We start from the raw sequence: 23,336 nt of genomic DNA on the forward strand, positions 1-23,336 counted from the left end.
CGTTTCCTCTTTTCCTATTTTACTTTTCATTGGTTTCGGCAGCGGCTTGTGCCAGCTTTTTCGTCATATGCGCTGCCTGCAGCAGTTCCTCTTCGGTCAGGTAGGAAAGGTATCGTGCCATTATGGCTTTTCTGCCCGCCAAAACGTCCTCGAACTTTCTGTCTCCTTCATCGGTAAGGCTGATATTAATGACTCGCCTGTCTTGGGTATTGTGTTTTCTGACGATCAGATTTTTTTGTTCAAGGCGGTCTGCCATTAACGTTACCGCGCTTGGCTTGACCTCCATCCGTTCGGCAATTTCAGAAATTTTAAGGCTGCCATTCTTTTTTAAGCTTGCGAGCACAAACAGCTGCGCGGGGGTAATCCCCTGTTTCTCCATGCTATCCAGCATTTCAGGCTGTATCTTTTGAAAGAGCGCCTGAAGCGATAATTGAATATCAGACATTAACTGATCCGCACTCTTCATCTTCATTTCTCCTCTTTAATATAATCCGTGTTTATATTTAATGTATTGAAATAGTTAATGCTTATTAAATATAAATAAGCGTTAATAAAAAGTCAACTGATTTTACACACAAAAAAAGGATAGATGCCAGTAAAGCACATCATACCCTTTTTGCGGATCTGATTGATGGAACTTTATTGCTGATAAGGAGACTGCTGCTGAATGGTTTGCTGGAACTTTTGATAGGATTGCTGCAGCTTTTGGGCGTCTTCTGCTTCAACAGTATACCATCCGTATTGGAACATGAGATCATACAGTTTTCTTTGCGCTTTTTGTGACTCATCAAAAATGGATTGAATATCCTGATAGAGAGATTCATGGCTGAACTCATGCAGAGCAGTGCAATACGCAGTGGTCATGTATTTTTCCGTTGTCAAAAGTTCATTGACGAAATCTCTGTCATTCATTTCTGATGTAGTCGGCACAGGTGTTTGCGGGTTGCCGATTTTCTGATTTTGCTGATTCATTTTGGCGCCTCCTTATTGGATATAGCCGGACTGCTGCTGTCCTGGCTGCAGGTGCTTTAATATTCTTTGATAGTGATCGTGATGCATATGTCCGACGCGGTCTAGTTCTTGTTTTAATGTTTGATCCTGGCACTGCTGCGCCATAAAATGCGCTTTTTTCATCGCGAGCAGATTCCAGTTCAGCATGTCATTCAGATACAAATGATCCTTTGTTGAAATGACAGAGGGCGGCATTTGAGATTGCTGCTGATTGTTCATTGTAATCCTCCTTTGCGTTCTATTCGTTTTATGTTTCCTTCAGTATGGGAGTTATATACAGGTGTTTTGAAGAAGGCTGTATCGTCAGGAGGAATTGGATGTTGAGACATATATTTTTATTCTTATCACAAAATAAAACGCTCACTAAACTTGCCAAAGCATACGGATCACGGCTGGGGGCGCGGAGATTTGTCGCGGGGGACACGATTGAATCGGCTGTTCGGACCATTAAAAAGCTGAATCGATCCGGTTTGTGCACAACCATTGATTATTTAGGCGAGTATGCGGCTACACAAAAAGAAGCGAGTCGAGTCGCAGAGGAATGCAAGAAGGCGATTCAAGCGATTGCCGAACACCGGTTAGATTCCGAGCTTTCCCTTAAGCTGACGTCACTGGGGCTCGATATTTCAGAAGAGCTGACCGTTTCACATTTGCGTGACATTTTATCTGCTGCGAAGGAAAATGACGTGGCTGTGACGATTGATATGGAGGACTACTCACATTATGAACAGACGCTTGCCATCTACAGGCAGTGCAAGCAGGAATTTGACATGCTGGGTACGGTGATACAGGCGTATCTTTACCGGGCTGCAGAAGATATCCGAAAGCTGCACGATCTGAAGCCGAATCTCAGACTTGTCAAAGGCGCTTACAAGGAATCTGCGGCCGTTGCATTCCCTGATAAAAAAGGAACAGACCTTCACTTTCAGAGCTTGATTAAACTTCATCTGCTGAGCGGGAACTATACTGCCGTCGCTACACATGATGATGACATTATTGCGTTTACGAAGAAACTCGTTGCCGAGCATCAAATCCCGCTGTCACAATTCGAGTTTCAAATGCTTTACGGGATTAGGCCGGAGCGGCAGAAGGAACTCGTGAAGGAAGGGTACAAGATGCGTGTATATGTCCCGTATGGAACCGACTGGTTTAGCTACTTTATGAGAAGAATCGCCGAAAGACCCGCAAATGCGGCTTTTGTGTTAAAAGGGATTTTCAAAAAGTGAAAGCAGCCGCGAACCGCAGCTGCATTGTTATTGTTCCATGTTGTGTTTCTTATACTGCTGATTTTGGCTTGTCCGTTTTCCGCCGCCGTAATGCTGTGTCGGACCGGCATCTCCTTTCACGCTCGCCGCGCTTACTGCTGCTGAAGACGGGTTCTTTTTCTCTCGCACCATTCCCTTCACCTCCGGGTTTAAGTTTCCCGTCTTCTATCTGCTTCATACAAAAAAATAACAAATTAGCTATTGAAGTCGAAACAAAAATCTTTTATGATGAAAGAAGAAACGAGTTTCCATTTTTTTTGACCAAAAAATGAATGATTATTCATTCAACGTTCAAGGGGGATGTCTCATGCACAAACACATTCAAAAAGCAGCCGTTTTAGGATCGGGGGTTATGGGTTCCGGTATTGCTGCGCATTTGGCTAACAACGGAATTCCGGTCCTGCTGCTTGATATTGTGCCGAACGATTTAACAAAGGAAGAGGAGAAAAAGGGGCTGACCAAGGAAAGTCCGGAGGTGCGCAGCAGGCTGAGCAGATCTGCGGTGAAAAAGCTGCTGAAACAAAAGCCTGCCCCTCTTACGTCAGCACAAAATACCGCTTATATTACTCCCGGCAATCTAGAAGATGATGTTGAGAAGCTGAAGGAAGCTGATTGGATTATTGAAGTCGTTGTCGAAAATCTTGAGGTCAAAAAGAAGATTTTCTCTCTCGTGGATGAGCATCGGAAACCGGGCAGCATCGTCTCGAGCAACACGTCCGGCATTTCAGTGCAGGCAATGGCTGAAGGCAGGTCTGATGATTTTAAAGCTCATTTTCTTGGAACACACTTTTTTAACCCGGCGCGATATTTAAAGCTGCTGGAGATCATTCCGATTAAGGAAACGGATCCTGACATTCTGGCGTTTATGACATCCTTCGGTGAAAATGTCCTCGGCAAAGGTGTGGTCACAGCAAAGGACACACCAAATTTTATCGCAAACCGAATCGGGACGTACGGACTTCTCATTACGGTTCAAGAAATGCTGAAAGGCGGCTATCAGGTCGGAGAAGTCGACTCCATCACAGGCCCGCTGATCGGAAGACCGAAAAGCGCAACCTTCAGAACGCTGGATGTTGTCGGCCTTGATACGTTTGCCCACGTCGCCCGAAACGTATATGACAAAGCAGAGGGAGACGAAAAAGAAGTATTTCGCCTGCCTGACTTCATGAATGACATGCTGCAAAAAGGCTGGATCGGAAGCAAATCCGGTCAAGGCTTTTATAAAAAAGAAGGAAAAACGATTTATGAGCTAGACCCGATGACGCTTACTTACGGAGAACGGACAAAGATGAAAACGCCGGCTCTTGAAGCGGCAAAGCAAGCTAAAGGGACAAAAGCCAAAATGAAAGCGCTTATTTATTCGGAAGACAGGGCTGGCCAGCTGCTGTGGAATATCACGTCGCAAACGCTGCTTTACTCAGCCCAGCTTCTCGGAGAAATCGCCGACGATATTCATGCAATTGACCAAGCCATGAAATGGGGATTCGGCTGGGAACTGGGGCCATTCGAAATCTGGGACGCAATCGGTCTCAGACAGTCGGCGGAAAAGCTTGAACAGCTTGGAGCGGAGATTCCCGGCTGGATAAAAGATATGCTGGACAAAGGGAATGAGACCTTCTACATCAGAGAAAACGGAACAGTGCTTTATTACGAAAGCGGCGAATACAGAGCTGTAAAAGAAAACAAGAAACGAATCCATTTACAATCGGTCAAAGAAACAAACGGCGTCATTGCCAAAAACAGCGGAGCCAGCCTGATCGACCTTGGAGACGATGTGGCACTTCTCGAGTTTCACTCGAAAAGCAATGCCATCGGGTTCGACATCATTCAAATGATCAACAGAGCTTTGGAAGAAACAGAGCGGAATTACAAAGGGCTTGTCATCGGCAATCAAGGCAAAAATTTCTGTGTGGGCGCCAATCTCGCCATGATCTTAATGGAAGTACAGGATGACAACTTTATGGAAGTTGATTTGGTGATACGGCGTTTTCAAGAGACAATGATGAACATCAAATACAGCACGAAACCTGTTGTTGCAGCTCCATTTGGCATGACGCTCGGCGGAGGGACGGAAGTGTGTCTCCCTGCTGCACGAATACAAGCGGCAAGCGAAGCCTATATGGGACTTGTAGAATCAGGAGTCGGCCTTATCCCTGGCGGAGGGGGCAATAAAGAGCTGTACATCAATCATCTTCGCCGCGGTCTTGATCCGATGAATGCGGCCATGAAAACATTTGAAACGATCGCAATGGCTAAGGTGTCAACTTCCGCCCAAGAGGCTCGGGAACTGAACATTTTAAAAGAGGCTGACCGTATCAGCACTAACCAGGATCACCTCCTGTACGATGCAAAGCAGTTAGCCGCCTCTTTATACGATACCGGCTGGCGGCCGCCTGTAAAAGAAAAGGTCAAGGTGGCGGGGGAAACAGGTTATGCCGCGCTTCTGCTCGGTGCAGAGCAAATGAAGCTGTCCGGCTACCTATCTGAGCATGATATGAAAATCGCTAAAAAGCTCGCTTTTGTGATTGCCGGCGGAAAAGTGCCGTTCGGAACAGAGGTGGATGAAGAGTATTTATTGGAAATTGAGAGAGAAGCGTTTTTAAGTCTGGCAGGCGAGGCGAAATCTCAAGCGAGAATGCAGCATATGCTGGTGAAAGGCAAACCTTTACGGAACTAGGAGGGAGTTTATGAAAGAGGCAGTTATTGTGGCAGGAGCAAGAACACCGGTAGGGAAAGCGAAAAAAGGTTCATTGGCCACCGTTCGCCCGGATGATTTGGGAGCCCTTTGCGTGAAAGAAACGCTGAAACGAGCAGGCGGCTATGAGGGCAATATTGACGATTTAATTATTGGCTGTGCAACACCTGAAGCAGAACAGGGGCTCAATATGGCGAGAAATATCGGCGCGCTTGCGGGTCTGCCATATACGGTGCCGGCGATTACGGTCAACCGCTACTGTTCCTCAGGTCTTCAGTCCATCGCATATGCGGCAGAAAAAATTATGCTTGGCGCCTACGATACGGCCATTGCAGGCGGAGCGGAATCTATGTCACAGGTTCCGATGATGGGGCATGTGACCCGTCCGAACCTCGCATTAGCCGAGAAAGCGCCGGAGTATTACATGAGCATGGGACACACAGCAGAACAGGTTGCGAAAAAATACGGCGTTTCCCGTGAAGATCAGGATGCTTTTGCCGTGCGCAGTCACCAGAAAGCTGCCAAAGCTCTTGCAGAGGGGAAATTTAAAGATGAAATTGTCCCTGTCGAAGTCAAGGTGACAGAAATCGGCGAAAACCATAAGCCGCAGGTAAAACATACTGTTTTTTCTCAGGATGAAGGTGTCCGCCCGCAAACGACCACAGACATTTTAAGCACATTACGCCCGGCCTTTTCCGTTGACGGGACAGTCACTGCCGGAAATTCCTCGCAAACAAGTGACGGGGCGGCGGCTGTCATGCTGATGGATCGCGAAAAAGCGGATGCGCTTGGTTTGGCGCCGCTTGTCAAATTCCGTTCCTTTGCAGTTGGCGGGGTGCCGCCGGAAGTCATGGGCATCGGGCCCGTGGAAGCCATTCCGCGCGCACTGAAGCTTGCCGGGCTTCAATTGCAGGACATCGGGCTGTTCGAACTGAACGAAGCGTTTGCATCACAAGCCATCCAAGTCATCAGGGAGCTGGGGATTGATGAGGAGAAAGTGAATGTCAACGGGGGCGCTATCGCACTCGGGCACCCGCTTGGATGTACGGGCACAAAGCTGACACTCTCACTGATTCATGAAATGAAACGGAGAAACGAGCAATTTGGAGTCGTCACAATGTGTATCGGCGGCGGGATGGGAGCAGCCGGCGTATTTGAATTATGCTAAAGGGGGAAAAACAAATGACGAAAAAAACGGCTGAAGTACTAAAAGGCGGCGGCTTCTTAATCGAGGATGTCACATATGATCAGATGTATACACCGGAGGATTTCACCGACGAGCATAAAATGATTGCGAAAACAACGGAGGATTACATTGAGCAGGACGTTCTGCCGCATATAGATGAAATTGAGAACCATCAATTTGAACATTCCGTCCGGCTTTTGAAGAAAGCGGGAGAACTAGGGCTTCTCGGAGCCGATGTTCCCGAGGAATACGGCGGGCTGGGCCTTGATAAAATCAGCTCGGCGCTGATCACTGAAAAATTTTCGCGTGCGGGAAGCTTTTCACTTTCTTACGGTGCACATGTCGGCATCGGTTCCTTGCCGATCGTATTCTTCGGAACGGAAGAGCAAAAGAAAAAATATCTCCCTGATCTGGCTTCTGGGGAAAAGATCGCTGCGTACGCACTGACTGAGCCGGGTTCCGGATCTGATGCGTTAGGCGCAAAAACGACAGCGGTGCTGAATGAAGCTGGAACGCATTACGTATTAACCGGAGAAAAACAGTGGATTACCAACTCAGCTTTTGCCGATGTCTTTGTCGTTTACGCCAAAGTGGACGGCGAAAAGTTTTCCGCTTTTATTGTAGAAAAAGATTTTCGGGGCGTATCAACCGGACCTGAAGAAAAGAAAATGGGAATTAAAGGGTCATCGACGAGAACCCTTATTTTGGATCAGGCTGAGGTGCCGAAGGAAAACCTTCTTGGAGAAATCGGCAAAGGGCATGTCATCGCTTTTAATATTTTAAATATCGGCCGCTACAAGCTGGCAGTAGGAACGATCGGCGCGTCCAAACGGGTGATCGAGCTGTCTGCAGCTTACGCAAATCAGCGCCGCCAATTTAAAACGCCGATCGCAGGCTTTTCGCTGACCCAGGAAAAAATCGCGACGATGGCATCAAGACTGTATGCGATGGAAAGCTCTGTGTACAGAACTGTCGGACTGTTTGAAGACAATATGAGCCAGTTTACAGCTGAAGACCTAAAGGACGGAAGACAAATTGCGAAGTCCATTGCCGAATACGCCATTGAATGCTCTCTCAACAAGGTGTTTGGCTCTGAAACGCTTGATTATATTGTCGATGAAGGCGTGCAAATCCACGGCGGCTACGGATTTATGCAGGAGTATGAGGTGGAAAGAGCCTATCGGGATTCCAGGATCAACCGGATTTTCGAAGGAACAAATGAAATTAACCGGTTAATCGTGCCAAGCACGTTTCTGAAGAAAGCGATGAAAGGCGAGCTGCCTCTTTTTGAAAAGGCACAGGCGCTTCAAGAAGAACTCATGATGCTTATGCCTGAGGAGCCGGGCACCGGCGTATTAGAGCAAGAGAAATATATCGTCAAGCAAGCCAAAAAAATCGCCCTGTTCGCCGCGGGCCTTGCCGCGCAAAAATACGGAAAAGCGATCGACCGCGAACAAGAAATCCTCGTAAACATTGCTGATATTGTCAGCAATGTATATGCAATGGAATCAGCCGTGCTCAGAACGGAAAAGGCCATTGCCGCGCAAGGAAGCGATAAAGCAGCGCAAAAGCTGCTGTACACAGAAATTTTCGTTCAAGAAGCCTTTAACGAAATTGAAGCCCATGCGAAAGAATCTTTACTAGCAATGGAAGAAGGGGATTCTCTCCGTATGATGCTCTCGGCTCTCCGCAAGCTGACACGCGTGACGCCTAAAAATGTCATTCGGAAAAAACGTGAAGCGGCAGCGGGTGTGTTCGAGGCAGAAAAATATATTGTCTGAGTCCCAAGGAGCTCCGCTCATCCGGAGCTCTTTTTTTATGAAGCACTGTTTTAGGTTTTTAAAACAAACTGTGTTAAAATAACCTCGATTATTTTATTGAGGGGGAAGAAGATGTCGTTAACTTTTTACTGGTACCCTAAATGCGGAACGTGCCGCAAAGCGAAAAAATGGCTTGAAGAACACGGAAAAGAAATCAACGAAATACATATTGCAGAACAGCCTCCAAGCAAAGAGGAGCTAAAATCGCTTTATGAAAAAAGCGGGCTGGATTTAAAGAAATTCTTCAACACAAGCGGCATGAAATACCGTGAACTGAATCTGAAGGAAAAACTGTATCATATGTCAGAAGACGAACAGCTTGAACTGCTGGCTTCAGACGGAATGCTGATCAAGCGCCCGCTCACAACAGACGGCGAAAAAGTGACAGTCGGCTTTAAAGAAGATCAATTTGAAGAAAACTGGTCATGATGTAAATTTTTTTCGAAAAGTGTGGTATCTTCTTATTGTAGTGCTGTAAAAAATGGAGGGATTCAATTGAGCATACCTAAAGATTTGCGTTACTCAGAAGAACACGAGTGGGTAAAAGTTGAAGGAGAAAAAGCCAAAATCGGCATTACCCATTTTGCCCAATCCGAGCTCGGAGATATCGTGTTTGTTGAGCTTCCTGAAGTCGGCGCTGAAATTAAAGCGGACGAGCCTTTCGGAAGTGTAGAATCCGTAAAAACGGTATCTGAGCTTTACGCACCGATTAACGGAACTGTAGTGGAAGTAAACGAAGATCTTGATGACAGCCCGGAGTTCGTCAACGAATCTCCGTATGAAAAAGCATGGATGATCGTCGTTGAACCGTCTGATGCGTCTGAAATTGAAAAACTAATGACAGCAGAGCAATACGAAGAGATGACACAGCAAGACTAAAACCGGATAGCTGAGCAGGCAATTGGATACGCTAACGCTATGGGAGGTGTCCAATATGGCTTTCAGCAAACAAAAGCTCGATGTCACCAATGATGTGACAGGCCGCTTTCAAAATGGCCGGCTCTCGTTATATCATGAAGATGAGATGATCGGCCAAATGACAGGCATGAATGAATATGAGCTTAAGTCCGGTTTTACCTATGAAAATGAAAAGTTTTATAAGACAGCCGACGTGGTTTCAGGAGACGATCAGAAATATGTGGATTGTGACTACGAAAGCGGCTGGTGTTAATGTTGGCGGTGAATTTCACTGCCTTCTTTTACAATCTGAACGTTTCAAATTTGACGCGGCAGGTGAAGCAGATGAACATGGACGAGCTGGAAAAAGTCTTGATTGTTGAAGGGAAATCAGATAAAGAAAAGATTGAAAGCGTCCTGAATGAGCCAGTGCGCATTATCTGCACAAACGGAACAATCAGCCAGCTGAAGCTGGAGGAATTGGCTGACGAGCTTTACGAGAAGGACGTCTATATTTTGGTTGATGCCGATGAATCGGGCGAGAAATTGAGAAAACAGCTGAAAAGGGAATTTAATGAAGCCTTCCATATACATATCGACAAAGCCTATAAGGAAGTCGCGGCGGCGCCCAGACACCATATAGCATCTGTATTGCTGAGCGCAAATCTGAATGTCCATACGATTTTTCTTGAAAGAAAGACCTGAGGTGTTATAGCATGAAAGAACTCCAAGAACAAGAACTTGAACACATTACTGATGATGTGTATCTCCTATATTTATATACTCCGTTTTGCGGGACCTGCCAGCTGGCAAGCAAAATGCTGACAGTCGTCGAAGAAATGCTTCCGTCTGTCGCCTTCTATAAAAATAATCTCAACTATTCACCGGCGTTTGCTAAAGCATATCAAATTGAAAGCGTCCCTTGTTTTCTGCTGTTTAAGGGCGGGAAAGTAATTGAAAGAGGGTATGCGTTTCATTCCGTTTCTTACTTATATGAGCTGATCAAACAAAAATCATCTTCTGCATCTCATTTATGACATTTTTCTCGGCGCATTCCAATGAAATTGTCGTTCGTTTTATAAAGGGGTTCTTGCGCTGAGGAGAGAAATGTGTATGTATGACCAACAAATAGGAGGTTGTACAAATGGAGAAAGCGGAAGTTTTAGAAGATGATTACCAGCATCTGTTTTTAAAACCCCTTTTGAACACTTCAACATTGCTCATTACCTTCCAAGGAGAAACAGAAGCCTTAACCGTCTCAATAAACGAACAAGGGGAAATGAAAAAGATTTCTCCGCCCCACACGTCCAACCTGACCTTTTATGGAAACCAAACAGAAATCATTGATCTTTTGCATGGAGACATTTCCCTTCAGCACCTGATCCAGAGCGGAAGCCTAAAGGTAAAGGGTTCATTCAGAGCGCTGTTAAAGCTGGAAGCCATTCTGTGGCTGACTAATGGTTTTTTTCAGAGGATTCTAAAGAATTGAAAAATAGTAAATTATTATAATAGTAAAAGTTGACATCATTTATTTTATTGACATTTTATCATTCGCCATGCTATTCTACATTAAGAATTTCCGGACGAAAAAGACTATATATTTCTCTTATCAAGAGAGGTGGAGGGAAGTGCCCTATGAAGCCCGGCAACCATCAACACTGTTGAAATGGTGCCAATTCACACGAAGCGTTCAGCTTTGAAAGATGAGAGAAAGGCGTTTTATATAAGCCTTTCTGCTCAAGTATGCAGAAAGGCTTTTCTTTTGCAGAAAAAACCGGAAGATTTCTTAGAATAGTGTTAAGGCAGGTGATCGCTTTGATCAATCTTCAGGATGTTTCAAAAGTGTATAAGTCGAAACATGGAGATGTCAATGCTGTCCAAAATGTCTCGCTTTCCATAAAAAAAGGTGAGATTTTTGGAATTATAGGATATAGCGGAGCTGGTAAAAGTTCCTTAATCCGTCTGCTGAACGGACTTGAGAAACCGAGCTCAGGAATCGTGGAAGTGGCGGGAACAAAGATTAATGAAGTAAACGGACGCAATTTAAGAAAAGCACGCCATGAAATCAGTATGATTTTCCAGCATTTCAATTTGCTCTGGTCGCGAACTGTCAGAGATAACATCCTGTTTCCTTTAGAAATTGCCGGGGTGAAAAAAAGCGAGCGGATCAAGCGTGCCAATGAACTGATTAAACTGGTAGGTTTAGAAGGAAAAGAAAAATCTTACCCATCCCAGCTGAGCGGAGGACAAAAGCAGCGGGTCGGAATCGCCAGAGCGCTCGCAAACAATCCGAAGGTTCTCCTTTGTGATGAAGCGACATCAGCTTTAGATCCGCAAACAACTGATTCAATCTTGGATCTTTTGTCCGATATTAATGAAAGACTCGGTTTGACGATTTTGCTGATCACACACGAAATGCATGTCATCCGCAAAATCTGCAACAGAGTCGCTGTCATGGAAAACGGAAAGGTTGTTGAAGAAGGAGAAGTTCTCGATGTCTTCAAGAATCCGAAGGAAGAAATGACAAAACGATTTGTCCAGCAGGTGACTGAGCCTGAAGAAACAAAAGAAACGCTTCAGCATCTTCTTGACGAAAAAGCGTCAGGAACAACGGTTCAGCTCACATTTGTCGGCGAAGCGGCTGAACAGCCTCTGATTACAGAGATGATCAGAAACTTCAATGTCAGTGTCAATATTCTGCAAGGGAAAATCTCGCAGACGAAGGACGGAGCATACGGTTCATTGTTCATCCATATTGACGGTGACGAGGAAGAAGTGCAAAACGTGATCCGGTTTATTAATGACAAACAGGTGAAAGCAGAGGTGATCACGAATGTTTGAAAAATACTTCCCGAACGTTGATGTAACTGAATTATGGAACGCGACATACGAGACGCTTTATATGACGCTGATCTCTTTGGTTTTTGCCTTTGTCATCGGGGTGATCCTCGGTCTGCTGCTCTTTCTCACAAGCAAAGGGAGCCTCTGGCAGAACAAAGCGGTCAACACTGTGATTGCGGCCATTGTCAATGTATTCAGGTCTATTCCGTTCCTCATTTTAATTATTTTATTACTAGGTTTTACGAAGTTTTTAGTCGGCACCATCTTAGGGCCGAACGCGGCACTGCCGGCGTTAGTCATCGGCTCAGCCCCGTTTTACGCGCGGCTTGCTGAAATTGCGCTGCGCGAAGTGGATAAAGGCGTCATCGAAGCTGCGAAATCAATGGGAGCCAAAACATCAACGATTATTTTCAAAGTGCTGCTTCCGGAATCCATGCCGGCCCTTATTTCTGGGATCACGGTTACGGCCATCGCTTTGATCGGCTCAACGGCAATTGCAGGCGCCATCGGTTCAGGAGGCCTTGGAAACCTTGCATATGTAGAAGGATATCAGTCTAATAATACTGATGTGACCTTCGTTGCTACTGTATTTATTTTAATCATCGTTTTCATTATTCAAATGATCGGTGATGTCATAACAAATATAATAGACAAACGATAAGGGAGGATTTACATTGAAAAAGCTATTTTTGGGTGCATTACTGCTTGTATTTGCAGGAGTTATGGCTGCCTGCGGTTCTAATAACGCTGAATCCGGCAAGAAAGAAATTGTTGTTGCAGCTACAAAAACACCGCATGCAGAAATTTTAAAAGAAGCTGAACCATTGTTAAAAGAAAAAGGCTACACACTGAAAGTGAAAGTGCTTAGTGATTACAAAATGTACAACAAAGCCTTAGCTGATAAAGAAGTGGATGCGAACTTCTTCCAGCACATTCCTTACCTTGAGCAAGAAATGAAAGAAAACAAAGATTATAAACTTGCGAATGCCGGCGCGATTCACTTAGAGCCATTCGGTATTTATTCTAAAAAATATAAATCATTAAAAGATCTTCCCGACGGTGCGACAATTATCCTGACAAATAACGTCGCTGAACAAGGCCGTATGCTTGCAATGCTTGAGAATGCAGGATTAATTACACTTGATTCCAAAGTGGAGACAGTCGATGCAACACTGAAAGACATTAAGAAAAACCCGAAAAACCTTCAGTTCAAAAAAGTAGCGCCTGAATTAACGGCAAAAGCATATGAAAACAAAGAAGGAGACGCGGCCTTCATCAATGTGAACTACGCGATCCAAAATAAATTAAATCCTAAAAAAGACGCGATTGAAGTGGAATCAACAAAAGATAACCCTTACGCCAATATCATTGCAGTGAGAGATGGCGAAGAGGATTCTGCAAAAATCAAAGCGCTGATGGAAGTTCTTCACTCTAAAAAGATCAAAGACTTCATCGATAAAAAATATGACGGAGCTGTGCTTCCTGTATCTGAATAAGACTGAAACCCCGGATGAGAAATCCGGGGTTTTTTGGGTATTTTCCTTAAAGCTGTTCATAATAAAAAGGAATGTTAAACAGATGGAGGGATTTTCTTTGAATCAAGATAGAGGAAGCATGCAGGACGCGCTAAAACAATATAAACAAAGTTTAGGCACATTTGAACAGAAGATGCCGATGATGGGAAGAAAGTTTAACGAATTTACCGAACAATGCTTTGCAGCTAATTCACTAACAGAAAGAGAAAAACAGCTGATTGCACTGGGGATCGCCATCAATGCTCAGGACGAATATTGCATGATCTATCACACAAAAGGCTGTCTTGACCAAGGAGCGACGGAAGAAAACATTCTTGAAGCTGTCAGTGTGGCGGCGGCATTCGGAGGCGGAGCTGCCCTAAGCCAAGGTGTGACAGTTGTCCAGCAGTGCATAGAGGAATTTGGAAACACTACGCATTAGAAGAAGGAATATTCCGAAAATCGATTCTCATTTCAACTCAAAGGGTCCTTTCGTCTCATCCGTTGTTATATCAAGCCATATCCATTTTGCAGCGCCGGTCGCAGAGCTGATACAATAGTAGTAAATAAATGAAGGGATTGATTCATTATTTGCAGCAGCCAGGACAGACTGGACCTCGATTATACGTCAGAAATGGAAAAAGCGATGCAGCTGTCGCATGGAATCGGGTACGAGGAATACGGACGCCGGCTGGATACAAGAATGGAAGTTGAGCGGCAGAGAGAGCTTGAATATAAAAAATGCAAGCGGTATTCTGCGGAGCTTAATGAGAAAATCGGTCTTTAAAAAAAGGGTGGGAATCCACTCTTTTTCTTTTTCAATTGCTTTAATAAAGTGCTGAACTTTGTTAAACTTGAGAAATGTGCAAGGCACGATAAAAAGTTGTATTTACTTTTCATTTGTTATAAAATTAGAATGAGAATAAAATGAGAATAATGATTATATATTTTTGGAGGTATAGATATGGCTGCTTCAACATTAACGATCAAAGATCTTCACGTTGAAATCGAAGGGAAAGAGATCTTAAAAGGGGTAAACCTTGAAATAAAAGGCGGAGAGTTCCACGCCGTAATGGGACCGAACGGTACTGGTAAATCAACTCTGTCAGCTGCTATTATGGGGCATCCTAAATATGAAGTCACGAAGGGCAGCATCACGCTTGACGGCAAAGATGTACTGGAAATGGAAGTGGACGAGCGTGCGCAGGCAGGTTTGTTCCTTGCAATGCAGTACCCAAGTGAAATCAGCGGTGTGACAAATGCCGACTTCCTTCGTTCTGCGATCAACGCGCGCAGAGAAGAAGGCGATGAAATTTCTCTTATGAAATTCATCCGCAAAATGGACGAAAACATGGAGTTCTTAGAAATGGACCCTGAAATGGCTCAGCGCTACCTCAACGAAGGCTTCTCAGGCGGGGAGAAAAAACGCAACGAAATCCTTCAGCTGATGATGATTGAACCGAAAATCGCCATCCTTGATGAAATCGACTCAGGTCTTGATATTGACGCTCTGAAAGTTGTATCAAAAGGGATCAACAAAATGCGCAGCGAAAGCTTTGGCTGCCTGATGATCACTCACTATCAGCGTCTGTTAAACTACATCACTCCTGATGTGGTTCACGTTATGATGCAAGGCCGCGTTGTAAAATCCGGCGGTGCAGAGCTTGCACAGCGTCTTGAAGCAGAAGGTTATGACTGGATCAAAAAAGAACTTGGCATTGAAGACGAAACTGTAGGCCAAGAAGCGTAAGCGTTAGGGGGATTAATATGACACTAGATACAAAACTATCCGTAGATCAGGAGTATCTCAAAAGCTTTTCCGAAAAGCATCAAGAACCTGCCTGGCTGAAAAACCTGCGCTTACAGGCTCTTGAACAAGCTGAGGATCTGCCGATGCCGAAGCCTGACAAAACAAAAATCACAAACTGGAACTTCACGAACTTCGCGAAGCATACAGTTGATAATGAGCCGCTTTCTTCATTAGAAGATTTGACTGATGAAGCAAAAGCGCTGATCGATGTCGAAAACGAAGATAAAACGTTATATGTACAGCGTGATCAGACGCCTGCATACCTTTCTCTTTCTCAGGAATTGAAAGACAAAGGCGTCATCTTTACTGATATTTTGACTGCTGCCCGCGAGCACAGCGACTTAGTGGAGAAATACTTTATGAAAGACGGCGTGAAGGTTGATGAGCATAAATTAACTGCACTTCACGCAGCTCTTGTTAACGGAGGGGCATTCCTCTATGTTCCGAAAAATGTTCAGGTGGAGACGCCGGTTCAGGCTGTTTATGTCCACGAAAGCAACGATACAGCTCTATTCAACCACGTATTGATTGTGGCGGAAGACCATAGCTCAGTAACGTATGTAGAAAACTACATCAGCACGGTCAACCCGAAAGATGCTGTATTCAATATTATCAGTGAGGTTATCACAGGTGATAATGCCAGTGTGACATACGGTGCGGTGGATACTCTGTCTTCCGGCGTGACAACTTATGTCAACCGCCGCGGTGCTGCGCGCGGACGCGACAGCAAAATCGAGTGGGCTCTCGGCCTCATGAACGATGGCGACACCATTTCCGAAAACACAACAAACCTTTACGGTGACGGCACTTACGGCGACACGAAAACGGTTGTTGTCGGAAGAGGAGAGCAAACAGAAAACTTCACGACACAAATCATTCATTTCGGTAAAGCTTCTGAAGGATATATCTTGAAGCACGGTGTGATGAAGGATTCCGCTTCTTCTATCTTTAACGGAATCGGCAAAATCGAACATGGCGCTTCTAAAGCGAATGCGGAACAGGAATCCCGTGTGCTGATGCTCAGCGAAAAAGCGCGCGGAGACGCAAACCCTATTCTTTTAATTGACGAAGACGATGTAACTGCAGGACATGCGGCATCTGTCGGCCGTGTGGACCCTATTCAGCTTTACTACCTGATGAGCCGCGGGATTGCGAAAGAAGAAGCAGAACGCTTAGTCATCTATGGATTCCTTGCGCCGGTAGTTAACGAACTTCCGATTGAAGGCGTTAAGAAACAATTGGTTTCTGTTATCGAAAGGAAAGTGAAATAATGAATATCACAGATATTCGTGAACAGTTCCCGATCCTTCATCAGCAAGTGAACGGACATGATCTCGTTTATCTCGACAGCGCGGCGACTTCCCAGAAGCCGCGTGCTGTCATTGAAACACTGGATAAGTATTATAACCAATACAATTCCAATGTTCACCGGGGCGTCCATACGCTTGGAACCAGAGCGACAGACGGTTATGAAGGAGCGCGTGAAAAAGTCCGCAAGTTTATTAACGCGAAGTCAATGGCTGAGATTATTTTCACAAAAGGCACGACCACATCACTGAACATGGTGGCGCTAAGCTATGCGCGCGCCAACCTCAAACCGGGTGATGAAGTGGTCATCACCTATATGGAGCATCATGCGAATATCATTCCGTGGCAGCAGGCTGTCAAAGCGACTGGCGTCACATTAAAATATATTCCGCTGCAGGAAGACGGCACGATTTCATTAGATGACGTCAGAGCAACGGTCACAAGCAATACAAAGATTGTTGCGGTATCTCATGTGTCTAACGTTCTCGGCACGATCAACCCGATAAAAGAAATGGCGAAAATCGCTCATGACAATGGTGCTGTCATTGTGGTGGACGGTGCACAAAGCGCGCCCCACATGAAAATTGACGTGCAGGATCTCGATTGCGACTTCTTTGCGCTTTCTTCCCACAAAATGTGCGGCCCTACCGGAGTAGGTGTGCTGTACGGAAAGAAAGCCCTGCTGGAAAACATGGAGCCTGCCGAATTCGGCGGTGAAATGATCGACTTTGTCGGGCTTTATGAATCAACTTGGAAAGAGCTTCCGTGGAAATTCGAAGCGGGTACTCCGATTATTGCTGGAGCAATCGGTCTCGGTGCCGCAATTGATTTTCTCGAAGAAATCGGTCTTGATGAGATTTCCCGCCACGAGCACAAGCTTGCAGCTTATGCGCTTGAACGCTTCCGTCAGCTTGACGGCGTGACGGTTTACGGACCGGAAGAGCGTGCCGGGCTGATCACATTTAACCTTGATGATGTTCATCCGCACGATGTGGCAACCGTACTTGATGCGGAAGGGATTGCTGTCAGAGCGGGTCACCATTGCGCCCAGCCGCTGATGAAATGGCTGGATGTAACTGCTACTGCGAGAGCAAGCTTTTATCTGTATAATACAGAGGAAGAGATTGATAAGCTTGTGGAAGCTCTTCAAAAGACAAAGGAGTATTTTACAAATGTCTTTTAATGCAAACTTAGATACATTGTACAGACAAGTGATTATGGATCATTACAAAAACCCTCGCAACAAAGGGGTTTTGAATGACAGCATCGTCGTGGATATGAACAATCCGACATGCGGCGACCGTATCAGACTGACAATGAAGCTTGACGGAGACATCGTGGAGGATGCGAAATTTGAAGGGGAAGGCTGTTCCATTTCAATGGCATCCGCTTCGATGATGACTCAGGCGATTAAAGGGAAAGATATTGAAACAGCCCTTTCCATGTCTAAGATTTTCTCGGATATGATGCAAGGGAAAGAATATGATGATTCTATAGATCTGGGTGATATTGAAGCCCTTCAAGGCGTTTCAAAATTCCCGGCCCGTATTAAATGTGCAACCCTGTCATGGAAGGCACTTGAAAAAGGAGTCGCTAAAGAAGAGGGCGGCAATTAAAAGGATTGGAGTGAAAATGGATGGCTAAAAAAATGCCTGATATTGGTGAATACAAATATGGTTTTCACGACAAGGACGTTTCCATTTTCCGTTCAGAGCGCGGATTGACAAAAGAAATCGTAGAAGAAATTTCTCGCATGAAAGAAGAGCCTCAATGGATGCTTGATTTCCGCTTGAAATCACTTGAACATTTCTACAACATGCCAATGCCACAATGGGGCGGAGATCTAAACTCACTGAACTTTGACGAAATTACGTACTACGTAAAACCGTCTGAGCGTTCAGAGCGTTCTTGGGATGAAGTTCCTGAAGAAATTAAGCAAACATTCGACAAGCTCGGGATTCCTGAAGCTGAACAAAAATACCTTGCGGGTGTTTCTGCTCAGTACGAATCAGAGGTTGTATACCACAACATGAAAGAAGATCTTGAAGCGCAAGGCATCGTCTTTAAAGATACAGACAGCGCGCTGAAAGAAAATGAAGATATTTTCCGTGAGCACTGGGCAAAAGTGATTCCGCCGACTGATAACAAGTTTGCGGCGCTGAACTCAGCTGTTTGGTCCGGCGGATCTTTCATCTATGTGCCAAAAGGCGTGAAGGTTGAGACACCGCTTCAAGCTTACTTCCGTATCAACTCTGAAAACATGGGTCAGTTCGAACGTACACTGATCATCGTTGACGAAGAAGCAAGCGTGCATTACGTTGAGGGCTGTACGGCACCTGTTTACACAACAAACTCTCTTCACAGTGCGGTTGTTGAAATCATCGTGAAAAAAGGCGGCTACTGCCGTTATACAACGATCCAAAACTGGGCGAACAACGTTTACAACCTTGTAACGAAGCGTACGATCTGTGAAGAAAACGCAACGATGGAATGGATCGACGGCAACATCGGTTCTAAACTGACAATGAAATATCCTGCTTGTATCCTAAAAGGCGAAGGCGCGCGCGGTATGACGCTTTCTATCGCTCTTGCGGGTAAAGGCCAGCATCAGGATGCGGGTGCGAAAATGATTCACCTTGCACCAAACACATCATCCACAATCGTATCAAAATCGATCTCTAAACAAGGCGGGAAAGTAACCTACCGCGGAATTGTCCACTTCGGACGTAAAGCGGAAGGCGCCCGTTCCAACATCGAGTGTGATACGCTCATTATGGATAACAAATCAACATCAGATACAATTCCTTACAATGAAATCTTAAATGATAACATTTCATTGGAGCACGAAGCGAAAGTGTCTAAAGTATCTGAAGAACAGCTCTTCTACTTGATGAGCCGCGGTATTTCCGAAGAAGAAGCGACTGAAATGATCGTAATGGGCTTCATCGAGCCATTCACAAAAGAGCTTCCAATGGAATACGCAGTTGAAATGAACCGTTTGATTAAATTCGAAATGGAAGGTTCAATCGGTTAATGTAAAAATAAAACCCGGCGGAATACCGCCGGGTTTTGTTTGTTTACAGACGAACACTAATCGTGACAACTCCTAGTACGCTTGTTCCCTTATAGATAGTAACTTGAGCAGAACCAGGAATTGACTTGCTGTATACCACTCCGCTTTGACTTACAGAGATATAATCACGACCGGAAGTTACAACATAGCTAGTGGCCCCTTCTCTAGCAATATTTAAGTAACTGTTTACTTTCATTTGGTAAAAGGCATCCATGACTTTAATAGGGCTGTTTGATACATTTTGAATTGAAGGTGTTGGAGCAGCTGACATTTCTTCAGCAGAGGCCACACCGCCTAAGCTTAAAGCCAAAGCTGAAACTGATAGTGCAGAAATAATCGCTTTTTTACATTTCATTTGTAACACTCCTTTTTTATTTTTCCTTACACCTTACAATTTGGATAAAGAAAGGGGTTAGTTCCTGTTACTTAATATGTATAATTTATTAACATATGGTTATTAGCTAAATGAATGTATACTTTAAATGATGAGAACCGCAGGCATGTTTAAGCCTGCGGTTGCTATTTCAACTTTCGGATATATCATTAGGATGAATATTGATGGTGGATGCTGCTGAGGGAATATCAACTTTTTTCATCTCTAGCAATTGAGTATAAGCCGTGTCGAATTCATCTTTTGTCATCTGTTTTGCGGCTAATGCAGAGCATAAAATGGCAAAGGCAATCGGCATTGTGTCAATGTGAATATCAATATGGACTTCCGAATTGCCGCTGTTTTCAATAACAGATCCATTTTTGGGCATTTCCGCAGCATGTCTGTTGATAGGAATGATATTCTCGTTCATTACTCTTCTCCGTCTTGAGACTGTGCCTGTGCCTGATCCTGATCTGTATTCACGTTGACTACGACTTTTGCATTGCCGCTGTTTTCAACTTTAGCAACTGATACATTGCGCTTTTGGTTTTCTTCATTTTCATGACGATTTTCGCTCATGGTATCATCCTTTCTCTATTGATAGTGACAGGATATTCAATAGGAGAGTGAAGAGATTGGACGAACTTCGCGGTTTTTCCACATTGGGGCTAAAGGTCGAAGGAAAGCACTCTATTTGGTAAAATGAATAGATATTATAAAAGAAAAGGTGTTTGCATATGAAGTCTTACATCATCGTCGGCGCAGGCATACTAGGTGCGTCGACGGCTTATCATCTCGCAAAATCAGGAGCCCGGGTTACGGTGATTGACCGGAATGAACCGGGACAAGCGACTGACGCGGCGGCGGGAATCGTCTGTCCTTGGCTGTCGCAGCGCCGCAATCAGGATTGGTATCAGCTCGCTAAGGGCGGAGCGCGATATTATAATGGTTTAATCAAGCAACTGGAAGAGGACGGAGAAACAGACACCGGATACAAGCGTGTCGGTGCGATCAGCATTCACACTGATGCAGTGAAGCTCGATAAGATGGAGGAGCGGGCGTATAAGAGACGCGAGGATGCGCCGGAAATCGGTGACATCACTCGTTTGTCCGCAAGTGAAACGAAAAAGCTGTTTCCCATTTTAGCTGATGGCTATGAATCGGTTCATATCAGCGGCGCCGCTCGTGTGAACGGGAGGGCGCTATGCCGGTCGCTTTTAAACGCTGCCGAGAAACATGGTGCAGTCATTGTAAAAGGAAACGCGTCCTTGCTTTTTGGGAACGGAAGAGTCACCGGTGTCCAAACAGACAAGCAGCAGTTTGAGGCTGATAATGTGATCGTGACTGGAGGGGCATGGGCCAATGAATTGATGAAGCCTCTGGGCATTCATTTTCAAGTGTCCTTTCAGAAGGCGCAGATTATGCATTTTGAAATCTCTGGCGCAGATACCGGATCGTGGCCGGTGGTGATGCCGCCGAATGACCAGTATATTCTGTCCTTTGATGACGGCAGAATTGTAGCAGGCGCCACCCATGAAAATGAGGCCGATCTTAAAGACCTGCGTGTGACAGCAGGGGGACAGCATGAAGTCTTGAGCAAAGCACTTGCCGCAGCCCCGGGGCTTGCTGACAGCACAGTCATTGAAACAAGAGTGGGCTTCAGACCGTTTACACCGGGGTTTCTGCCAGTGGTGGGTGCCGTGCCGAATGTTCAAGGACTTTACGCCGCTAACGGTTTAGGCGCGTCGGGACTAACGATGGGACCGTTTCTCGGTTCAGAGCTCGCAAAGCTAGTTCTCGGAAAGCCGACAGAAATAGACCTTAGCCCTTATGATCTTGCCGGAGCGCTTGCATAATAATGAAAGGCATGACAAACAAATATAATAAAGCTGTTCTAGCTTTTCTTTCCTGTCTGTGTTAGCATTTATCTTTAATGAAAAAGAGGACGTGAACTGATTTTGATAAAAATTGATATACCAGCACCGAATGTGACGATCACCGAACGGCAGCAGTCAGCCAATCATAACGAACCGAAAATAAAGGCGATTCACGGGTTCATTGACTTTCACCAGATACCCAGGGATAAAGGCGGCATCTTCATGTTTTACAACATTCACGATGAGCTGCTGTTTGTCGGTAAAGCCAGAAAGTTAAGACAGAGAATTAAAAAGCATTTTGAAGACACTGTCTCACCGATCAAAAATCACAGAGACGAAGTTTATAAAATTGAAGTATGTGTAGTTGAAGATCCAATGGAAAGAGAAATTTACGAAACCTATATCATCAATACACAGCACTCGAAGTATAATATAGACAAGGTATTTTTTAAATAAGAAGTCAGTCTGCGGATTGAGCAGTGAAGCCAGAGCTTGTGTTAAGTTCTGGCTTTTTGATTTGGCATTTTTCTACACGCAGATCCTTTGTCTATCATCCGATTAAATTGTTGAGAAATTTCAGAAAATGATATTGACAATCCAAGCTGCGGACTTTAATATAACAATATATAATGTTATATAACGTTATATAATAAAAACGAGGAGTGAAGGATTTGAGTCAGGTCACAGCAAAAGTTAATCGTGAGGTTCAAGCTTTCTTGCAGGATTTGAAAGGAAAAACCATCGACCATGTATTCTTTGTCGCATGCGGAGGGTCTTCGGCCATTATGTATCCGAGTAAATATGTGTTTGACAGGGAGTCAAAATCAATCAGCTCTGACCTTTACAGCTCTAATGAATTTATTCAGCGAAACCCTGTGCAGCTTGGTGAAAAGTCTCTTGTCATTTTGTGCTCGCATTCGGGAAATACCCCGGAAACGGTAAAAGCCGCTGCATTTGCGAGAAGCAAAGGCGCGCTTACGATTGCAATGACGTATAAGCCGGAGTCTCCTTTAGCACAGGAAGCGCAATATGTCGCCCAATATGACTGGGGTGATGAGGCGCAGGCGATCAATACGAACTATGGCGTTCTATATCAAATCGTTTTCGGCGCTTTGCAGGTATTAGAAAACAATACGACATTTGAACAAGCAATAGAAGGTTTAGATCAATTGCAGGCTGTGTATGATGAAGCCCTTAAGCAAGAAGCAGACAACGCACAGCAATTTGCAAAAGCACATGAAAAAGAAAGCATCATTTATACTATGGCAAGCGGTGCAAACTACGGTGTCGCTTACTCCTACAGCATCTGCATTCTCATGGAAATGCAATGGATTCATTCCCACGCCATTCATGCCGGAGAATATTTTCACGGACCGTTTGAAATTATTGATGAATCCGTGCCGTTTATCATCCTGCTCGGTTTAGATGAAACAAGGCCTCTTGAAGAGCGGGCGCTTACCTTCTCGAAAAAATATGGCAAAAAGCTGACTGTGCTCGATGCCGCATCTTACGACTTCACTGCAATTGACGATTCAGTAAAAGGCTACCTTGCTCCGCTTGTTCTTAACCGTGTGCTGAGAAGCTATGCGGACGCTTTGGCAGAAGCAAGAAATCATCCTTTATCTCATAGAAGATACATGTGGAAAGTTGAGTATTGATCTGAAAA

At 44.8% G+C, this 23,336-nt stretch carries 30 protein-coding genes and 1 riboswitch; of the genes, 23 read left to right on the forward strand and 7 right to left on the reverse strand.

The features are described 5' to 3' along the window. Positions 1-19: 19 nt before the first annotated feature. From KXD37_RS18745 to KXD37_RS18755, 3 genes are all read right to left on the reverse strand, one after another. Positions 20-466 (reverse strand): MarR family transcriptional regulator, encoded by a 447-nt coding sequence (locus tag KXD37_RS18745; RefSeq protein ID WP_024122780.1) that lies wholly within the window; start codon positions 464-466, stop codon positions 20-22. A 173-nt stretch (positions 467-639) separates the two neighbouring features. After that, entirely contained in the window at positions 640-972 is a 333-nt protein-coding gene (locus KXD37_RS18750; protein ID WP_151174500.1) for a spore coat protein, read from the reverse strand. Positions 973-984: 12 nt separating this feature from the next. Continuing rightward, the gene (locus tag KXD37_RS18755; RefSeq protein WP_010331808.1) at positions 985-1,230 is read right to left on the reverse strand and encodes a hypothetical protein; all 246 of its coding nucleotides are present in this window, start codon (positions 1,228-1,230) and stop codon (positions 985-987) included. A gap of 98 nt (positions 1,231-1,328) precedes the next feature. Between KXD37_RS18755 and KXD37_RS18760 the strand changes: the two genes are divergently transcribed. After that, positions 1,329-2,237, forward strand: coding sequence for a proline dehydrogenase family protein (locus KXD37_RS18760; protein WP_188323283.1), 909 nt, complete (start codon positions 1,329-1,331; stop codon positions 2,235-2,237). Positions 2,238-2,264: 27 nt separating this feature from the next. Here KXD37_RS18760 and KXD37_RS18765 read toward each other — a convergent pair whose 3' ends face one another. After that, on the reverse strand, positions 2,265-2,408 hold the full coding sequence (locus KXD37_RS18765; protein WP_010331806.1) for a YuzL family protein: 144 nt from the start codon (positions 2,406-2,408) through the stop codon (positions 2,265-2,267). A gap of 175 nt (positions 2,409-2,583) precedes the next feature. Between KXD37_RS18765 and KXD37_RS18770 the strand changes: the two genes are divergently transcribed. From KXD37_RS18770 to sufB, 19 genes are all read left to right on the forward strand, one after another. After that, entirely contained in the window at positions 2,584-4,953 is a 2,370-nt protein-coding gene (locus tag KXD37_RS18770; protein ID WP_263463684.1) for a 3-hydroxyacyl-CoA dehydrogenase/enoyl-CoA hydratase family protein, read from the forward strand. Positions 4,954-4,963: 10 nt separating this feature from the next. Next, positions 4,964-6,139 (forward strand): acetyl-CoA C-acetyltransferase, encoded by a 1,176-nt coding sequence (locus KXD37_RS18775; RefSeq protein ID WP_127696494.1) that lies wholly within the window; start codon positions 4,964-4,966, stop codon positions 6,137-6,139. Positions 6,140-6,153: 14 nt separating this feature from the next. After that, positions 6,154-7,938 carry an acyl-CoA dehydrogenase FadE gene (gene fadE / locus KXD37_RS18780; protein WP_127696495.1) on the forward strand — a complete coding sequence of 595 codons (1,785 nt, stop codon included), beginning with the start codon at positions 6,154-6,156 and terminating at the stop codon, positions 7,936-7,938. Between the two features lie 111 nt (positions 7,939-8,049). Beyond that, positions 8,050-8,406: an arsenate reductase family protein gene (locus tag KXD37_RS18785; RefSeq protein WP_024122775.1), complete on the forward strand. Its 357-nt coding sequence runs from the start codon at positions 8,050-8,052 to the stop codon at positions 8,404-8,406. Between the two features lie 66 nt (positions 8,407-8,472). Next, positions 8,473-8,856 (forward strand): glycine cleavage system protein GcvH, encoded by a 384-nt coding sequence (gcvH, locus tag KXD37_RS18790; RefSeq protein WP_010331800.1) that lies wholly within the window; start codon positions 8,473-8,475, stop codon positions 8,854-8,856. A gap of 55 nt (positions 8,857-8,911) precedes the next feature. Then, a complete protein-coding gene (locus KXD37_RS18795) occupies positions 8,912-9,148 on the forward strand; it encodes a YusG family protein (protein WP_010331799.1) in 237 nt (78 codons plus the stop codon). Between the two features lie 77 nt (positions 9,149-9,225). Beyond that, positions 9,226-9,579 carry a toprim domain-containing protein gene (locus tag KXD37_RS18800; RefSeq protein ID WP_167492250.1) on the forward strand — a complete coding sequence of 118 codons (354 nt, stop codon included), beginning with the start codon at positions 9,226-9,228 and terminating at the stop codon, positions 9,577-9,579. Positions 9,580-9,590: 11 nt separating this feature from the next. Beyond that, a complete protein-coding gene (locus tag KXD37_RS18805; protein ID WP_024122773.1) occupies positions 9,591-9,911 on the forward strand; it encodes a thioredoxin family protein in 321 nt (106 codons plus the stop codon). Between the two features lie 107 nt (positions 9,912-10,018). Beyond that, positions 10,019-10,363, forward strand: a complete 345-nt coding sequence (locus KXD37_RS18810) for an SCP2 sterol-binding domain-containing protein (protein ID WP_024122772.1) — start codon at positions 10,019-10,021, stop codon at positions 10,361-10,363. 114 nt (positions 10,364-10,477) lie between these two features. After that, positions 10,478-10,584: riboswitch (SAM riboswitch) on the forward strand. A 105-nt stretch (positions 10,585-10,689) separates the two neighbouring features. Continuing rightward, positions 10,690-11,715: a methionine ABC transporter ATP-binding protein MetN gene (metN, locus tag KXD37_RS18815; protein ID WP_263463685.1), complete on the forward strand. Its 1,026-nt coding sequence runs from the start codon at positions 10,690-10,692 to the stop codon at positions 11,713-11,715. Next, positions 11,708-12,376, forward strand: a complete 669-nt coding sequence (metP, locus tag KXD37_RS18820; protein ID WP_010331792.1) for a methionine ABC transporter permease MetP — start codon at positions 11,708-11,710, stop codon at positions 12,374-12,376. Before metN ends, metP begins: the two co-directional genes overlap by 8 nt. Positions 12,377-12,389: 13 nt before the next feature. Further along, the gene (gene metQ, locus KXD37_RS18825; RefSeq protein WP_024122769.1) at positions 12,390-13,211 is read left to right on the forward strand and encodes a methionine ABC transporter substrate-binding lipoprotein MetQ; all 822 of its coding nucleotides are present in this window, start codon (positions 12,390-12,392) and stop codon (positions 13,209-13,211) included. 82 nt (positions 13,212-13,293) lie between these two features. Next, positions 13,294-13,671: a carboxymuconolactone decarboxylase family protein gene (locus KXD37_RS18830; RefSeq protein WP_038954281.1), complete on the forward strand. Its 378-nt coding sequence runs from the start codon at positions 13,294-13,296 to the stop codon at positions 13,669-13,671. 192 nt (positions 13,672-13,863) lie between these two features. Next, a complete protein-coding gene (locus KXD37_RS18835) occupies positions 13,864-14,016 on the forward strand; it encodes a hypothetical protein (protein WP_010331789.1) in 153 nt (50 codons plus the stop codon). Between the two features lie 177 nt (positions 14,017-14,193). Continuing rightward, complete coding sequence (gene sufC / locus KXD37_RS18840; RefSeq protein WP_010331788.1) at positions 14,194-14,979, forward strand: Fe-S cluster assembly ATPase SufC; 786 nt, start codon at positions 14,194-14,196, stop codon at positions 14,977-14,979. Between the two features lie 17 nt (positions 14,980-14,996). Continuing rightward, a complete protein-coding gene (sufD, locus tag KXD37_RS18845) occupies positions 14,997-16,310 on the forward strand; it encodes a Fe-S cluster assembly protein SufD (RefSeq protein WP_095714026.1) in 1,314 nt (437 codons plus the stop codon). Beyond that, positions 16,310-17,530, forward strand: a complete 1,221-nt coding sequence (gene sufS, locus KXD37_RS18850; protein ID WP_263463686.1) for a cysteine desulfurase SufS — start codon at positions 16,310-16,312, stop codon at positions 17,528-17,530. Before sufD ends, sufS begins: the two co-directional genes overlap by 1 nt. Next, complete coding sequence (gene sufU / locus KXD37_RS18855) at positions 17,520-17,963, forward strand: Fe-S cluster assembly sulfur transfer protein SufU (RefSeq protein WP_003222809.1); 444 nt, start codon at positions 17,520-17,522, stop codon at positions 17,961-17,963. Before sufS ends, sufU begins: the two co-directional genes overlap by 11 nt. A gap of 20 nt (positions 17,964-17,983) precedes the next feature. Further along, entirely contained in the window at positions 17,984-19,381 is a 1,398-nt protein-coding gene (sufB, locus tag KXD37_RS18860; RefSeq protein ID WP_024713611.1) for a Fe-S cluster assembly protein SufB, read from the forward strand. Positions 19,382-19,424: 43 nt separating this feature from the next. Here the strand turns inward: sufB and KXD37_RS18865 are convergent, their stop codons facing one another. The 3 genes from KXD37_RS18865 to KXD37_RS18875 all read right to left on the reverse strand — a co-directional run bounded on the left by KXD37_RS18865 (position 19,425) and on the right by KXD37_RS18875 (position 20,372). Then, positions 19,425-19,775: a hypothetical protein gene (locus tag KXD37_RS18865; protein WP_188323279.1), complete on the reverse strand. Its 351-nt coding sequence runs from the start codon at positions 19,773-19,775 to the stop codon at positions 19,425-19,427. A gap of 169 nt (positions 19,776-19,944) precedes the next feature. Beyond that, a complete protein-coding gene (locus KXD37_RS18870; RefSeq protein ID WP_069486954.1) occupies positions 19,945-20,223 on the reverse strand; it encodes a hypothetical protein in 279 nt (92 codons plus the stop codon). Beyond that, entirely contained in the window at positions 20,223-20,372 is a 150-nt protein-coding gene (locus tag KXD37_RS18875; RefSeq protein ID WP_003240873.1) for a hypothetical protein, read from the reverse strand. The genes KXD37_RS18870 and KXD37_RS18875 overlap by 1 nt, the downstream gene beginning before the upstream one ends. A gap of 158 nt (positions 20,373-20,530) precedes the next feature. Between KXD37_RS18875 and KXD37_RS18880 the strand changes: the two genes are divergently transcribed. The 3 genes from KXD37_RS18880 (at position 20,531) to frlB (ending at position 23,328) form a co-directional block, all read left to right on the forward strand. Continuing rightward, entirely contained in the window at positions 20,531-21,649 is a 1,119-nt protein-coding gene (locus KXD37_RS18880; protein WP_106019521.1) for an NAD(P)/FAD-dependent oxidoreductase, read from the forward strand. Between the two features lie 102 nt (positions 21,650-21,751). Further along, a complete protein-coding gene (locus KXD37_RS18885; protein WP_024122762.1) occupies positions 21,752-22,126 on the forward strand; it encodes a nucleotide excision repair endonuclease in 375 nt (124 codons plus the stop codon). A 215-nt stretch (positions 22,127-22,341) separates the two neighbouring features. Beyond that, complete coding sequence (gene frlB, locus KXD37_RS18890) at positions 22,342-23,328, forward strand: fructosamine deglycase FrlB (RefSeq protein ID WP_263463687.1); 987 nt, start codon at positions 22,342-22,344, stop codon at positions 23,326-23,328. The last annotated feature ends 8 nt before the right edge of the window (positions 23,329-23,336 follow it).

This window comes from Bacillus sp. XT-2 (assembly GCF_025696525.1).
GTDB lineage: Bacteria > Bacillota > Bacilli > Bacillales > Bacillaceae > Bacillus > Bacillus halotolerans.